The 14,339-nt window shown below is 38.7% G+C and carries 13 protein-coding genes; 9 read left to right on the top strand and 4 right to left on the bottom strand.

Annotation, left to right across the window (positions count from 1 at the left end; translation table 11 throughout):
* The first annotated feature begins 123 nt into the window (after positions 1-123).
* The gene (locus tag SLP02_RS18800) at positions 124-726 is read left to right on the top strand and encodes a nicotinate-nucleotide adenylyltransferase (protein WP_319422254.1); all 603 of its coding nucleotides are present in this window, start codon (positions 124-126) and stop codon (positions 724-726) included.
* Positions 723-1,469 (top strand): NUDIX hydrolase, encoded by a 747-nt coding sequence (locus tag SLP02_RS18795; RefSeq protein WP_319422253.1) that lies wholly within the window; start codon positions 723-725, stop codon positions 1,467-1,469. Before SLP02_RS18800 ends, SLP02_RS18795 begins: the two co-directional genes overlap by 4 nt.
* Positions 1,470-1,828: 359 nt before the next feature.
* On the opposite strand, the gene SLP02_RS18790 is transcribed toward SLP02_RS18795, so the two are convergent.
* From SLP02_RS18790 to SLP02_RS18780, 3 genes are all read right to left on the bottom strand, one after another.
* Positions 1,829-3,103, bottom strand: a complete 1,275-nt coding sequence (locus SLP02_RS18790) for a glycosyltransferase (RefSeq protein ID WP_319422252.1) — start codon at positions 3,101-3,103, stop codon at positions 1,829-1,831.
* A gap of 18 nt (positions 3,104-3,121) precedes the next feature.
* The gene (locus tag SLP02_RS18785) at positions 3,122-3,304 is read right to left on the bottom strand and encodes a hypothetical protein (RefSeq protein ID WP_319422251.1); all 183 of its coding nucleotides are present in this window, start codon (positions 3,302-3,304) and stop codon (positions 3,122-3,124) included.
* 459 nt (positions 3,305-3,763) lie between these two features.
* Positions 3,764-4,153: a hypothetical protein gene (locus tag SLP02_RS18780; protein WP_319422250.1), complete on the bottom strand. Its 390-nt coding sequence runs from the start codon at positions 4,151-4,153 to the stop codon at positions 3,764-3,766.
* A gap of 141 nt (positions 4,154-4,294) precedes the next feature.
* Here SLP02_RS18780 and queA point away from each other — a divergent pair, with 141 nt between their 5' ends.
* Positions 4,295-5,398, top strand: a complete 1,104-nt coding sequence (queA, locus tag SLP02_RS18775; RefSeq protein WP_319422249.1) for a tRNA preQ1(34) S-adenosylmethionine ribosyltransferase-isomerase QueA — start codon at positions 4,295-4,297, stop codon at positions 5,396-5,398.
* 17 nt (positions 5,399-5,415) lie between these two features.
* On the opposite strand, the gene SLP02_RS18770 is transcribed toward queA, so the two are convergent.
* On the bottom strand, positions 5,416-7,584 hold the full coding sequence (locus SLP02_RS18770) for a sensor histidine kinase (RefSeq protein WP_319422248.1): 2,169 nt from the start codon (positions 7,582-7,584) through the stop codon (positions 5,416-5,418).
* A gap of 162 nt (positions 7,585-7,746) precedes the next feature.
* Here SLP02_RS18770 and SLP02_RS18765 point away from each other — a divergent pair, with 162 nt between their 5' ends.
* The 6 genes from SLP02_RS18765 (at position 7,747) to leuC (ending at position 14,257) form a co-directional block, all read left to right on the top strand.
* Entirely contained in the window at positions 7,747-8,448 is a 702-nt protein-coding gene (locus tag SLP02_RS18765) for a RibD family protein (RefSeq protein WP_319422247.1), read from the top strand.
* Positions 8,449-8,639: 191 nt separating this feature from the next.
* The gene (locus SLP02_RS18760) at positions 8,640-9,719 is read left to right on the top strand and encodes a DUF2817 domain-containing protein (RefSeq protein ID WP_319422246.1); all 1,080 of its coding nucleotides are present in this window, start codon (positions 8,640-8,642) and stop codon (positions 9,717-9,719) included.
* A gap of 160 nt (positions 9,720-9,879) precedes the next feature.
* Positions 9,880-10,200 (top strand): hypothetical protein, encoded by a 321-nt coding sequence (locus tag SLP02_RS18755; RefSeq protein WP_319422245.1) that lies wholly within the window; start codon positions 9,880-9,882, stop codon positions 10,198-10,200.
* A 114-nt stretch (positions 10,201-10,314) separates the two neighbouring features.
* Positions 10,315-10,854 carry a GIY-YIG nuclease family protein gene (locus SLP02_RS18750; protein WP_319422244.1) on the top strand — a complete coding sequence of 180 codons (540 nt, stop codon included), beginning with the start codon at positions 10,315-10,317 and terminating at the stop codon, positions 10,852-10,854.
* Positions 10,855-10,957: 103 nt separating this feature from the next.
* Positions 10,958-12,706 carry a serine/threonine-protein kinase gene (locus SLP02_RS18745; protein WP_319422243.1) on the top strand — a complete coding sequence of 583 codons (1,749 nt, stop codon included), beginning with the start codon at positions 10,958-10,960 and terminating at the stop codon, positions 12,704-12,706.
* Positions 12,707-12,856: 150 nt separating this feature from the next.
* Complete coding sequence (gene leuC, locus SLP02_RS18740) at positions 12,857-14,257, top strand: 3-isopropylmalate dehydratase large subunit (RefSeq protein WP_319422242.1); 1,401 nt, start codon at positions 12,857-12,859, stop codon at positions 14,255-14,257.
* Positions 14,258-14,339: the final 82 nt, after the last annotated feature.

Here is a 14,339-nt window from a genome sequence, read left to right as displayed (position 1 = left end):
GTCTCCCCGTTACTTCATCACAGCAGTTAGATTAAATGTGTAACCTCAGTTAATTAGAAACTGGTTTGGGCAGATAATAAATAATAAGTTTGAAGCTGTATTTAGTAACTCGATCATTAACTAATGAAAAAAATTGCTCTTTTTGGTACAAGTGCAGATCCACCAACTATAGGACATCAAACTATTTTATCTTGGTTGTCCCAACACTTTGAGCTTGTGGTAGTTTGGGCATCAGATAATCCTTTTAAACAGCATCAAACTTCTTTAAAACATCGTACACAGATGTTGCATACGGCAATCAAAGATATTAGCTTAACTAATAATAATATTAGCCTGCATCCCGAATTAAGCGATCGCCGTACTTTAATTACGGTCAAAAAAGCCAGGAAAAAATGGGGACAAAAAGCAGAGTTTACTTTAATAATTGGTTCAGATATCTTGCAACAGATAAGTAGCTGGTATCGTATCGAAGATTTATTAAAAGAAGTGAAAGTTTTAATTATTCCTCGTGTAGAATATGATATTCAAGAACAAGAATTAGAAACATTAAAAGGAGTTGGGGGAAAAGTTGCGATCGCCAGTTTAAATGCCCCAAAAGTAGCTTCTAGCACTTATCGTCTGCAAAAAGATCGAAACTTAATTACTCCTACCGTTAATGATTATATTATTCAACATAATTTATATGAAATAAAAACAAATCAGCATAGACAAGAAAAAATAGTATGAAAACTAATTCTCAAATTAAACCCAAAACTAAAATCAAATCAGAGAGTTTAGCTGATTTTAAAGTCGGTGTAGATAACGTTATTTTTTCGGTTGATACTACCTATAACCGCGTTTTAGTTTTGCTACGTAAAAGAAAAGAAGAACCTTTTAAAAGCCACTGGAATTTACCAGGTACATTAGTACGTCAAGGAGAATCTCTAACCGATGCTGCTTATCGTACTTTAGCCGAAAAAATTCAGGTAGATAATTTATATTTAGAACAACTATATTCCTTTGGTAATCCTGGTAGAGATCCTCGAGAAGATCCTGATAGCTTTGGGGTCAGATATTTATCGGTAAGCTATTTTGCTCTGCTTAGATATGATAATGCCAAAATAATTGCTAAATCAGATAATAGTATTTCTTGGTACAAGGTAAACGAGATTCCTGAGTTGGCTTTCGATCACGATCAAATCCTCAGCTATGGCTGGAATCGTCTTAAAAACAAGCTACAATACAGCCCTATTGCTTTTGATGTCTTGCCACTAGAATTTACTTTAAATGAAGTTTATCAGCTTTACTGCACAATTTTGGGTGGAAACTTTTCTGACTATTCTAATTTTCGTTCGCGTTTATTAAAGTTGGGTATTTTATTAGATACAGGAGTAAAAGTATCTCGTGGTGCTGGTCGTCCTGCAAGTCTGTACAAGTTTGAGTCAAAAGCTTTTGCACCTTTAAAAGACAAGCCTTTATTGTTTATTTGATTTGTTTGTTATTATTAGCTATTAGTGAAAATAAGATTTCTCAAAATTTGCACAACTTCTTGCGGTTTTAAAACTGAAACCTGACTCATCGAGCGTAAATATAATGCGATCGCCATAAAATAAATTACCTTATAAACAAGATCTAAATCTTTTTAGTTTTTGAAGTTTTTTTGTAACTATGTTTAATCGGAAATAGCCAAGTGAGAGCTAAAATATTAAAGCCAAGAAAAAGAAACAAAATAAGATGAGCTACGATCATAAATTCCTCGTTAAAGATAAACTACACTTGATATTGATGAATGCAGTAATGCTTAACAAAATCGTTTTAGGTTAGCAAGTTTGCCAGAAGTCTAATAGACTTAAACTCCTACAGGTTGAACTGAATATTTTAATAATTTGTTTGGCATCTTTATATCTTGTGAAACGATTAATTCTAGATAAAATTTTCCTAGTTGATTAGCCACGCCATCCCAGTCAAATAACTCATAAACTCTTTCTCTGGCAGAAACGCTCAACTTTAATCTCCATTCAGGTTCGTTCATCAAGCGAAAAATTGCTTTAGTCAAGACAAACGAATTTCGAGCAGGAAATAGTAAACCTGTTTGTTCATGTTGAACTATGTATTTTAAACTATCTGCATTAGCAGCAATTACAGATGTCCCACTTGCCATAGCTTCAATTGCCACCATTCCCAAAGGACTATAATGATTAGGCACTACACAGACATCCGCAGCAGCATAGCATACCGCTAATTTTTCTCGGCTGAGTCGTTCATCAAAAGTAGTAATGTTCTCAATGCCTAAATCCCGCACCCGTTTCTCAATTCGTTTTCTTTCTAGCCGATTATGTGAATAGCGATGAGAATTGCTAACTAAGGTCAGACGAATATTACCTGCGCTGTGCAAATAGGGTTTGCTAACTGCTTTTAATAGAGTTTCTAATCCGTGACGATGATCGAACCTGCCAACATAAAGAATATTGAATATATCAGGCTTAATTCCTAGTTTTTGTCTGGCTGTTTCATGGGCAACCGAGCCAAATATTCTAGTATCCGTAGCGCAGGGGACAATCTCGATGTTACCTTTAGTAGAAACTAATTCTTGTAGGTATTCTTTTTGCTGAGGGCAAGTGGCAATACTTAAATCGGCTGTTTCTAAACAAGCTTTTTCTATTGCTAAACGAGTCTTGGCAATATTGGTAAGATTGTTAGTATGAGCATATTTTACAGCACCAAGAGAATGATAAGTATGGACGTGTTTGAGAGGCTGCGTTTTCTTAAGTTCCATACCTACCCAAGCTGACAGCCAATAATTAGTATGAATTAAACCATACTGAATTCTATTAATTATTTGAAACTGACGTAGTTGTTTGAGAAATTCTGGTAAGTAACCAATTAATTGTTGTTGGGAGATATATTGCATTACCCCAGCATTGAGGCGAATAGTTCGACAATTAGGATTATGCTGTACTATATTTGCTTGGACAGCATTGGTTTTGCGAGTAAATATATCTACCTGCCATCCTAAACGAGATAAAGATTCTGCTAAGGAACGCACATATACATTTTGACTTCCAACTTCCGTAGCAGGATCGCTATAAACTGAAATTAAAGCAATTGTTTGAGATGGATTCATCGTTATAAATATTAATAATTATTGTGCAGGAATTAAACATGAGCTATAAGATTGAATTTGCTCTAACTTAGATGGTTTTGATGGCTGACAAATACTTGAAAAGCTATTAAATTCTGAACGACAGTGTTGACAATACCAGTAGAAGTTTTGAGAACGAAGATGAAGCAGTAAATTATGGGAACAGCAAATGCAAGTATTCATGGTTTTTACCCCAAAAAATAAAAAGCTTAACAACAAATGATTTGTTGTCCTAAGCTAGCAAGCACTTCTTTCATAGCTATGTCATTGTTATGTCAGTATTGACAAAATTCTGACAAATCATCAGTGCGATCGCTTTTAGTGCTGTTTTATAGTTACTGTAACTATGATGAAAACCAAGTAACAAAAAACGGTTCGGAAAAATGTCTAGTCAAGGAACAATCATCCACAACAAAACATTCGGTTGAATAGTTAAATGAAGGTTGTTTAAAGTATTCTTCCTATTATCGAAAATGTCGGTGAGGCGATCGCTTTAAATGTTTGAGGCGAGGAAATGAGAGAAGACTGCCTAAAGGGTTCGATATCCAATTCCCTATCTACATCTCAGCTACCAGCAACTTATGCTTTCGAGCATTATATTAATTAAAGAAGTAGCTGCTTTTAGCTGCCCAGAAACTTTAACTAAGCTAAAGTTTCTGGGCAGTAGCCCAATCCCTTGGTAAACTGCTGGCGGAATGCCTCGATATCTTTAGTATCGGGTTTGCCGTGAGAAACCACTGCTACCTGATAGCGACGCATTACTTCTACAGGAGATTGACCTGTTTCTAAGCTCCAAAACACCATTCTAAGTCGCATCTGCGGTTCATAAGCAATACCTAGTTCGGACATAAAGGCTTTAAAGTCTCCATGCAGTCTAGGTTTAAGAGCTTGGGGGAAACGAATTTTGACAATCCAACCGTCTATTTGATGAATTACAGTTAAACAAGCGTTTGATGTATGCTCCATATTGAGGAGATAATCGATTGTTCTGAGAGTTACGCTGGCATTTGCCAGAAAAAAAAGATAATCCATAAATACCATTTTCACTGAGGCTTACTTATAGTCTGACAATGAACAGGTCAGTTGCGCTAGGGGAAAAGCACCCGATTTTTTGAACTTCTTATAGGGGATATTACCCAATAGGGATCGCTTGAAATAAAATAATAAATGAGCATGAACCAGGATTTTTTACTGTCTAATTATACTTATTATCTACCTCAAAAGCTTATTGCGCAAACGCCTGCAATTCCCAGAGACAGTTCGCGTTTACTGATAGTAGATTCACCTACATCTTGTGTTCATAGGGTTTTTCATGATTTGCCCCATTGGCTTAAATCAGGGGATTTATTGGTTCTCAACAACACCCGTGTGATTCCTGCTCGTCTACACGGTCATAAAACTAGTGGTTCTAAAGCTGAAATTTTACTAATCGAAGAAAGATTAGATAACTGTTGGCTGGCTTTAGTCAAGCCAGGTAAACGCTTTACCCCTGGGGCAAAATTTCTGTTTGAGCCACAGAATAATACTCAGGCAATAGCAGGTTTTCAGCTAAAAGCTACTGTAGTTGCCAGAGATGAAGCAACAGGGGGGAGAATTTTGCAATTTGAGCTACCTGAAAATAAATCATTGTGGCATTTTTTAGAGGACTACGGAGAGTTACCCTTACCGCCCTATATTACCAATCAAGAAGCCGAGCGCGATCGCTACCAAACAGTATATGCTCAAAAGTCAGGAGCGATCGCTGCACCTACCGCAGGACTGCATTTTACTCCAGAATTATTAAACAAATTACAACAGCAGGGTATCGAACAAACTTCTATTACCCTCCACGTAGGAATTGGTACTTTTCGTCCTGTAGAGTCGGAAAATATTCTCCAGCACTCCATGCACCAAGAATGGATTGAGGTTAGCCAAGCTACGGTCGAGCAAGTTTTAGCGACCAAAGCCAGAGGCGGGAGAGTATTTGCCGTGGGAACAACCGCAACTAGAGCATTAGAGGGAGCAGCAAAAATGGCTGCCGAGTCGGGAAATATCCTCAAGCCTTTTCGAGGCAAGACTGATTTATTTATCTATCCAGGTTATCAATGGCAGATAGTAGATGGTTTGATTACTAATTTCCATTTACCAGGCTCTAGCTTGTTGATGCTGGTAAGTGCTTTAATTGGTAGGGAACGTTTACTAGATCTATATCAGCAGGCGATCGCCTTAAATTACCGTTTTTATTCCTTCGGCGATGGGATGCTAATTTTACCCACAGCTAGAAGCCAAAAGCATTAGACTTAGCACTGATGCAACTAATCGCCAGATTGGGGTAATAATTTAAACTTGGCAGTAACTTCAGCTAAAGGCAAAGAAATTTGTACTGTTGTCCCTTGTCCTTCTCCTCCACTGTACAAGGATATATGACCCTGCATTAATTCGATCAAATTGCGAGAGATTGCTAAACCCAAGCCAGTACCACCAAATTTGCGAGTAGTTGAGCCATCTGCCATGACAAAGGGACTAAATAATTTATCCTGCTGACTTTTCTCAATCCCAATTCCCGAATCTTCTATAGTCAGTAGAATTTGCTGGGAGGGTTCTAATTCCCCATCGCTAGAATTGGTGCTGTGATAATTTTGCGCGCTCGACAAATTAGGTTTTAAGTCAGCATTCTGGGGCCAGTCCGTTGGGCGAGTTTCCCAACTTGAAGAAACTGGCGTTTGCGTCTTACGCCGACGCGGGATCTGACTTTTGGTTTTAAACAGCCTTGGCTCATATTCCTGTGAAGGGTCATGATAGTCTCCAGAAGCTAACAGATATTGATGATTCTCTGCCTCACCAATAATCTCTTCGATAATCTCGACTTTAATAGCAATGGTGCCTTGTTCGGTAAATTTGACGGCATTGCTGACCACATTAATTAATACCTGCTTAAGCTTGGCTGGATCTGCCAAAACATAGATATTCTCTAACCAACTTGGTCGATCTAAGGTCAGATTTTTATGCTGAATTGAGACTAAATGCAAATCAACTACTTCATCCAGTATCTTTTGCAGGTCAACTTTTTCAATCACCACAGAAAGTTTACCCGCCTCAATTTTAGAAATATCTAGCACATCATTAATAATTCCTAATAAATGGATCGCCGCATCATCTGCCTGCTGCAAAAATTCTCGCTCTTCTTCTTTACTATCACAGTAGCCATCTCGCACAATGCGAACACAGTTAATAATCCCGTTGAGGGGGGTTCGCAATTCATGGGAGGTAGTTGCTAAAAATTCGCTCTTGAGTTTATTAGCAGTTTGAGCTTCTTGCCAAGCCGAAACAATTTCTTCTCCCCAGGCTCGTAATCGACTAACCATATCATTGAGAGCTAGAGAAAGCTGATTAAACTCACGGATTTTGAAATTTTCTGGAAGGCGATCGCTAGTAGACTGAAAATGATCTTCTTTAAGAGAATAGTCTCTAATGCGCTCTAGAGGACGAGCCAACTCCCTCGAAACATATAAAGTAGCTAAGGAGCAGGCTGCAATTAACCCTAAAGTCATACCCACTAAAGCTTGGCGAATATCTTTTAGGGGTTCTAAAGCTGCATCAATCGGACTAACCGCCAAAATTACCCACTTTTCCTTGCTGCTTGCGGTCACAGGAGAAGGAATAGAGCTATATCCTGCTACTAACTCTACACCATCTGTTTCAAGATAAAATAAATGGAGAAAATCAGGCTTGTTGGCGATCGCATTTTTCATCAAGTCATTTAATCTTGGAAAATCAGGCATCTGCTTGATATTTCTTCCTACCCGCTGCTCAAAAGGATGAGCCAAAATAGTGCCGTCTTCATTGATGACGACGGGATAACCCTCCAAAGAGCCTGGTTCAATAATTTCTTGAGCTAAAATAGCCGACTTGACGCTAAGAGCATAACGAAGGTTGCCATTTTGATCGTAAACTGGAGCAGTTAACCAGAGTTTAAGCTGTCGTCGTAATGGATTTTCATCAACATCTTCTGAATTTTGCACCAAAGAAGTTGAGGGAACTAATAACTTGACATTTATTTGTGCAGGAGTAGTTAAAACCTGTTGTTTTTTCTTTTGCCAAGTAGTACTCTCTAGTTCTACTGGTTCTTTGCAGTTGCTGGCGGCTATTTCATTAGTATTAAGATCTGTAATTTGAGCGCATAAGATATCTGCGGGTAATACTTGTTTTAACTGCGCGATATATATTTTAGGGTCAAATGTATTTGAACCTTTGATTGCTGCATCACTTGCAGTAGCCAAATTATTACGGAGAGCTTTGGTTGATTGTTGAATAATTTCTCCTTTTCTGACGGCACTTTCTGTCAAGTTTTGTCTAGCGGTTTCTAAAAAAGCCGATCTAGCTTTTTGATAGGTAACGTACACTCCTACTAGCAAGACTGGAACGCTAACTAAAAGAATGCGCGAGAGTAATATACGTCGAAAGGAAGATTGACCAAGTGCCATAGGAAAAGGTTTAGGCTCACGCTTAAACTATATCTCTATTATTGTATTTTTAATGATATCCATTCAAATATCATTTGCCCTGCTTATAGGTAAAAAATGAAGTAAGCATGGTCTTTAAAAGCCTTTAACTAAACGACACGGTAGAATTTATTTTTATTTTTAATGAACAATAGACCGCAAATTACAGCTATTCTAGCAATGACTGCCGATGGTAAAATTGCTGACTATCAAAGATCTCCTGCTCGTTTTGGTTCTGCTAACGATAAAATACACCTAGAAAAACAGGTTTCTTTAGTAGATGGAGTACTATTTGGTGCTGATACTTTAAGAGCTTACGGTACAACCATGTCCGTGTCCAATTTTAAGCTGATCCAGGGACGAATAGAGCGATCGCAATCATTACAGCCAGTACAAATTGTGGTCTCAGCATCAGCAAATTTTGATCCTCACTGGCGTTTTTTTCAGCAGTCAATACCGCGATGGTTACTAACTGTACCTAGTGGCGCAGAATTATGGCGAGGTAAAAAAGAATTTGAACGTATTTTGATTATTCACGATACTAAAGAAAACAACTCGACAATCAATTGGGCATCAACTTTAGTACAGTTAGAGGGATTAGGGTTAAAAAAACTAGCCATCCTCGGTGGAGGAGAATTGGTAGCATCTCTTTTCGCCGTAGATTTAATCGATGAGCTTTGGTTAACTGTTTGTCCCGTAATTTTTGGGGGTAACAGTTCTCCTTCTCCCGTTGACGGAGTTGGGTTTTTGCAGTCTCAAGGAAAAAAGCTAAAGCTGCTAAAAGCCAAGCAGATTAATGAAGAAATTTTCCTTCACTATCGAGTACTAAACAATGAACAATTATAGTCATTCCCATTAATTTCCTCATGATTAGCTGTTCAGAGGTCAGAGGAGTTTAAGGTATTTGTAAAAGTTTTCCCTTTTCGTATGGTTTCCACTCGCAAAGATCGCGCTGCTAAGGGTGAAATGGCTATATCAATGAACAATTTGTGTTTTTATATCTTTGCTATCTTCAAAAACTACGGGCTTCTAATTAGATGGGTTTTCATACATATTTTGCTAATTCTTATTTAGAGGCGCGTCAAAATTTTCTAATTTCTTGTTTAGATGACGCAACTTTAATTAAGTCGTGGCAGCATCCTTTAAGGGGTATGACAGGAGAGAAACTATATGTCGATTTGGCTTGGTTTGGCAGTCTTGCTGCCCAAAAAGTCTTAATATTATTATCGGCAACTCATGGAGTAGAAGGATTTTCAGGTTCTGGTATTCAGGTGGGTTCGCTCAAAACTAATTGGCATAAACAGGCTGACAATGATGTAGCCATAGTTATGATTCATGGACTTAACCCGTGGGGAATGAGTTATTGTCGGCGCGTTAACGAAGATGGAGTAGATCTAAACCGTAATTTTCTCGATTTTAAGCAACCACTTCCCAAAAATAATATTTATTATGATTTAGCAGATATCATTGTTCCTTCAGAATGGACGGTGGAAACTCAAAGGCAAACTCTCCAGCAATTATTTGAGTATCTGTATAGTCATGAATTTTCAGCCGAAGCAATAGCTCAGGGACAATACAGCCATTGGTATGCACCTTTTTATGGTGGAGAAGTTCCTGCTTGGTCAAATCGTATTTTTCAGAGAATAGTTGCTCAATATCTTCAGGATAAGCAAGCAGTTGGCTTACTTGATTATCATACGGGATTAGGACAGTACGGCACTGGTCAACTTATGGGCATTGACAGCGATCTTCACACCACAAATTTGGCTGCAATGATTTGGGGCGATAAATTAGTTATGACTGGTTCGGCTAATTCGGTTGCTGTTTATAAACCTCACGGAACATTAATTGCTGCACTTCAAAACAACTTAGATCGATCAATATGTCTTGCTGCTGCTTATGAATTTGGCACAATACCAGAAACTGAAGTATTTGACGCGCTGCGCGCCGATCGCTGGCTATATTATCACGGGGATGTAAATAGTACCCAAGCCCGAATAATTAGACAAGGAATGATCGATGCTTTTTATAGTCACGATCCTGATTGGCAAGAATCAATCTGCCATCTTGCTTTTACTGCCCAAGCAGAACTATTGGCAGGTTTAAAATCTCTTTGAGTTATTTCCTTTTTTATCAAAATAATTCTTAACAATTTTTGGTTTTTAACCTTTTTTTAATTGTGGAATACAAAACATTAACTGCTATTTTCTTAATAGGATATTTCTGATAACATTTGCTGTAGTGCTTCTATATTGTTGATATGTTCAACACTTAAAAATGAGTTTAAAAATAGTCAAGAATTATGATACAAGCTTCGCTCTTGATTCGACAGCTAAAGATATTTTATTTGGCTTGTTGACAAATAAGACTTTTACCGACCAGATTAGCCAAAGACTTCACGAAAACGAGATTCATTTTACTAACCAAGTTTTTCAACCTGTTCCCTATAGCCAACATACACCCAAGGGAATGCCTCCAGAGTTCGAGAGATATCATGGTTCTGATGACTACGTTATTATTAATGTGCCGCCAAATTTTATGTTCCAAGCCAAAATTTTTAAGCCTAGTCGTTTGTGTGCCATCTATCGCAAGCTCTAACTAGCCCGATTTGATTGAGCAGAATAAATAATGAAGTTTTAGTTGGGGGGAATATTCCCCTTGGCTTATTTCTTGATTGATTTAACTAAAATTTGAACAATTAATTTATAGCATATGTCTATCCAGGTCGAAATCCCGTCTCTTTCAAGTTTGAAATATTTGGCGTATTTAAACAATGATGGGTGCATTGATGAAGATATTCAAGGAAAAATAGGAGTCTATGCAATTTTTGATCGAGTTCAAGAATTGCAGTATGTAGGCTATTCCCGCGACGTTTATCTCAGCCTCAAGCAGCATCTAATTCGCCAGCCTGAAAACTGTTACTGGGTAAAGCTACAAACTATTACTCGCCCCAGTCGCAAAATATTAGACGATATTGCCTCGGCTTGGATAGCTGAAAATGGACAAACTCCTGTAGGTAATGACATCAACCAGTCTCTTTGGAGCGAACCTATTGATGCCAATCCGACTATGACAGAGGAAGAAAAGGCACAATATCAGCAAAACGATGAATTAGGACAAACTAAAATACGAAAGAAGGTAGCCAGACGCGTAGAAGCTAAGATTCAACAGCAATTAAGCGATCGCGGAGTTAAAATGAATATTCGCTTCAATCCTAAACTAAAGGAAAAAGGTCTATTAGACTTAAAGTAAATAATCTTTATTTAAAGTTGTCATCGGCTGTACTAATTAATTCATAATCGTCTTTAACTACAAACCAAGTTCTAAATTAATTATCACTCGATACACCTAAAGTATGAAAGCTGTACTGCTAAACAACCGCTATCGCATTATCAAAACTCTGGGGAGGGGAGGTTTTGGTGAGACATATTTAACTGAAGATACTCATATGCCTTCAGGGCGTAAATGTGTGTTAAAGCAGCTTAAACCAATCGTCAAGCAGCCAAAAACTCCTTTGTGGATGAAGGAAAGGTTTCAGCGAGAAGCAGCAATCTTAGAAGAGTTAGGGGAAGGCAGCAGCCAAATTCCTCGGCTTTATGCTTATTTTTCCGAAGACGACAAGTTTTACTTAGTACAGGAGTGGATTGAAGGGCTAACCCTAGAGCAATATTGGCAACAATTCGGAAATTTGCACCGTGATGAGGTTAGGCAAATTCTGGTAAAGCTTTTACCTGTATTAGATTATGTTCACAGCCGTCGTATTATTCATCGAGATATCAAGCCTGAAAATATTATTCTCCGCCAGGGAGATAAGCAACCATTTTTGATTGACTTTGGGGCGGTAAAAGAAGCGATCGCTACAGAAGTAAATCAATCTGGTAGTACCTTTTCCGCTTCTATTGGTACTCCTGGCTATATGTCTTCAGAGCAAGCAGCAGGTCGTCCTATATACTCTAGCGATCTTTATAGCTTGGGCTTGACCGCAATTTTCTTACTTACGGGGAAATCTCCTAATGAACTAGAAACTGATCCCCAAAATGGCGAAATTGTTTGGATAGAACACGCCTTTAACCTGGATTCTGAGTTAGTTGCCATACTTGATCGAGCAATTAAATTTCATCCCCGCGATCGCTTTAGCACTGCTCAAGAAATGCTAAATGCTCTTAATAGCGGATTTAATACTGCTCAATCTAGCAATCTTACAGGAGCAACCTTAAATCTTGCCCCAGGGATAAATTCCCTTGCTAACAACCATACATTCCCCAAAAATAGCAGTAATACTGTTGCTATAGCCTCCAAAAACAGTAAAAAACCCAAAAAACGCAGCCTATTAGCAACAGTGGGTTTATTTGCTCTAATTGCTACGGGAGTTGCAGCAGGAACTTTGGCTACAGGTTTTATCGTCATTTCTAATTTATTCAAATCTTCTGAACCAGCCCAACAACAAGCTCAGGTTGAGCAACAGACCCGCAAACCAGATATATTTCAACCCACCAAAGAAAAGGCACAAGAATTACCCACAGCAAAAAAGAAAAAAAATAGAGACGAAATTCAGCAAGAAAAGCTAGAAAAAATTGCCTCAAATATTAAAAAAGAAGAGCAATCGGCAACAGAAATAAAGGCAAATGATTCAGCAGCAACAGACAGCAAACCATCCAAGACCTTAGCCAAGGTCGATCCAGATCCAGCGTCAGAAATAAATATACCAATTTTGACTACAGGAACGTCGGAAAGCGAGCTAGTCAGCACTCTAGGACAACCAAATTCTGAAAGAAAAGGCTGGCAGCCAAACAGCAAAGTTCTTGATTACTACAATGTAATTCCCGATCGAGTTAATCTTAGCTATCAATCAGATAACACAGGTAAAATACGTCAAACAGACATAGCTCTTAATCAATCGGTAAGCTTGGGGGCAATGCAGCAAACCCTGGCTAAACTGTTGGGAGAAGATGCTCCTGCTGATATTAAAGAAAAATTACGCAGCGTTTATAATCGTCAAACTAACTTTAGTTTCTTCAAGTTGAATAATCTAGAGGGCAAGGTTCAGCGAGATTCTAAAGATAGAATCAATATTTCCGTCTGGGAAAGTGGATTTCAGCAATGAGCAGAAGTTTACTAGATTGATTATCTTAACTTCTCTAACTTTTATTTTGGACATTCTCCAAGAAAACTCAAAACTTACGCTTTGCTTTAGACAAAAAATGTAAAATAGACGACAGATACTTTAGACAAACTGTCAGCAGCAATTGGTTATATGAGTCAGGGAACACTATTTGATAAAGTTTGGGATTTACATACCGTTGGCACATTGCCTTCTGGTCAAACTCAGCTATTTATTGGTCTACATCTAATCCACGAAGTAACCAGTCCCCAGGCTTTTGCGATGCTGCGAGCCAGAAACCTCAAAGTATTGTTTCCTGAGAGAACAGTTGCCACAGTCGATCATATTGTGCCGACAAAAAACCAGGCTCGTCCTTTTGCCGATCAATTAGCAGAAGAGATGATGCAGGCACTAGAAAAAAATACTCAAGACTATGGCATTAAATTTTATAATGTTGGTTCTGGTAATCAGGGCATAGTCCACGTAATAGCCCCCGAACAAGGTCTAACTCAGCCAGGAATGACCGTTGCCTGTGGTGATTCTCATACCTCGACTCATGGAGCATTTGGCGCGATCGCTTTTGGCATTGGTACCTCCCAAGTCAGGGATATCTTAGCTTCCCAAACCCTTGCCCTAGCTAAACTAAAAGTTCGCAAAATTGAGATAAATGGTAAATTACCTCATGGGGTATTTGCTAAAGATGTGATTCTGCATATCATTCGTCAACTTGGAGTCAAGGGTGGAGTAGGTTATGCCTACGAATTTGCAGGCACTACTTTTGAAGGTATGAGTATGGAAGAACGAATGACTGTCTGTAATATGTCTATCGAAGGTGGGGCGCGTTGCGGATATATAAATCCCGATGAAACCACTTTTACCTATCTCAAAGGTCGGGATTTTGCGCCTCAAGCAGAAGCCTGGGATAATGCGGTTACTTGGTGGCGCAGTATTCGTAGCGATGATAATGCAGTTTACGATGATGTAGTTACCTTTGAAGCTGCTGAGATTGAACCAACCATAACCTGGGGCATTACTCCAGGACAGGGATTGGGTATCAATGAAAATATCCCTATGGCTGATGGTTTACCTCCAGGAGAGCGAGCGATCGCCCAAGAGGCATATAGCTACATGAAATTAACTCCAGGAAAACCGATTAAAGGTACAAAAATTGACGTTTGTTTTATTGGTAGCTGCACCAACGGTAGAATTAGCGATCTAAGGGAAGCTGCAAAAGTTGCTCAGGGGCATCATGTGGCATCGGGAGTCAAAGCCTTTGTTGTTCCTGGTTCAGAAAGGGTAAAACAAGAGGCAGAAGCAGAAGGCTTAAATACAATTTTTAAGCAAGCGGGGTTTGAATGGCGTGAACCAGGCTGTTCAATGTGTTTGGCAATGAATCCAGACAAACTAGAAGGAACGCAAATTAGTGCGTCCTCTTCTAATCGTAACTTCAAAGGTCGCCAAGGTTCATCTACAGGCAGAACATTACTCATGAGTCCGGCAATGGTAGTAGCAGCAGCGGTCAAAGGTCAGGTAGCTGATGTGCGAGAGCTTTAGTATACATTTGCTTGAGAAAAGAAGATTGCGTTAAATATATTTTCCTGGAAATGCGCGATCGCGCATTTTCAAGTAGAGTTAC

The sequence above is a fragment of the Pleurocapsa sp. FMAR1 genome (assembly GCF_963665995.1).
Classification (GTDB): Bacteria; Cyanobacteriota; Cyanobacteriia; order Cyanobacteriales; family Xenococcaceae; genus Waterburya.
The sequence above is the reverse complement of the archived record's forward strand: the minus strand, read 5'-3'. Positions and strand labels throughout refer to the sequence as shown.

Bases quoted from the DNA above. Each gene is read 5' to 3' on its own strand.
- SLP02_RS18800 (WP_319422254.1), top strand. From the start codon at position 124: ATGAAAAAAATTGCTCTTTTTGGTACAAGTGCAGATCCACCAACTATA.
- SLP02_RS18795 (WP_319422253.1), top strand. From the start codon at position 723: ATGAAAACTAATTCTCAAATTAAACCCAAAACTAAAATCAAATCAGAG.
- SLP02_RS18790 (WP_319422252.1), bottom strand. From the start codon at position 3,103: ATGAATCCATCTCAAACAATTGCTTTAATTTCAGTTTATAGCGATCCT.
- SLP02_RS18785 (WP_319422251.1), bottom strand. From the start codon at position 3,304: ATGAATACTTGCATTTGCTGTTCCCATAATTTACTGCTTCATCTTCGT.
- SLP02_RS18780 (WP_319422250.1), bottom strand. From the start codon at position 4,153: ATGGATTATCTTTTTTTTCTGGCAAATGCCAGCGTAACTCTCAGAACA.
- queA (WP_319422249.1), top strand. From the start codon at position 4,295: ATGAACCAGGATTTTTTACTGTCTAATTATACTTATTATCTACCTCAA.
- SLP02_RS18770 (WP_319422248.1), bottom strand. From the start codon at position 7,584: ATGGCACTTGGTCAATCTTCCTTTCGACGTATATTACTCTCGCGCATT.
- SLP02_RS18765 (WP_319422247.1), top strand. From the start codon at position 7,747: ATGAACAATAGACCGCAAATTACAGCTATTCTAGCAATGACTGCCGAT.
- SLP02_RS18760 (WP_319422246.1), top strand. From the start codon at position 8,640: ATGGGTTTTCATACATATTTTGCTAATTCTTATTTAGAGGCGCGTCAA.
- SLP02_RS18755 (WP_319422245.1), top strand. From the start codon at position 9,880: ATGAGTTTAAAAATAGTCAAGAATTATGATACAAGCTTCGCTCTTGAT.
- SLP02_RS18750 (WP_319422244.1), top strand. From the start codon at position 10,315: ATGTCTATCCAGGTCGAAATCCCGTCTCTTTCAAGTTTGAAATATTTG.
- SLP02_RS18745 (WP_319422243.1), top strand. From the start codon at position 10,958: ATGAAAGCTGTACTGCTAAACAACCGCTATCGCATTATCAAAACTCTG.
- leuC (WP_319422242.1), top strand. From the start codon at position 12,857: ATGAGTCAGGGAACACTATTTGATAAAGTTTGGGATTTACATACCGTT.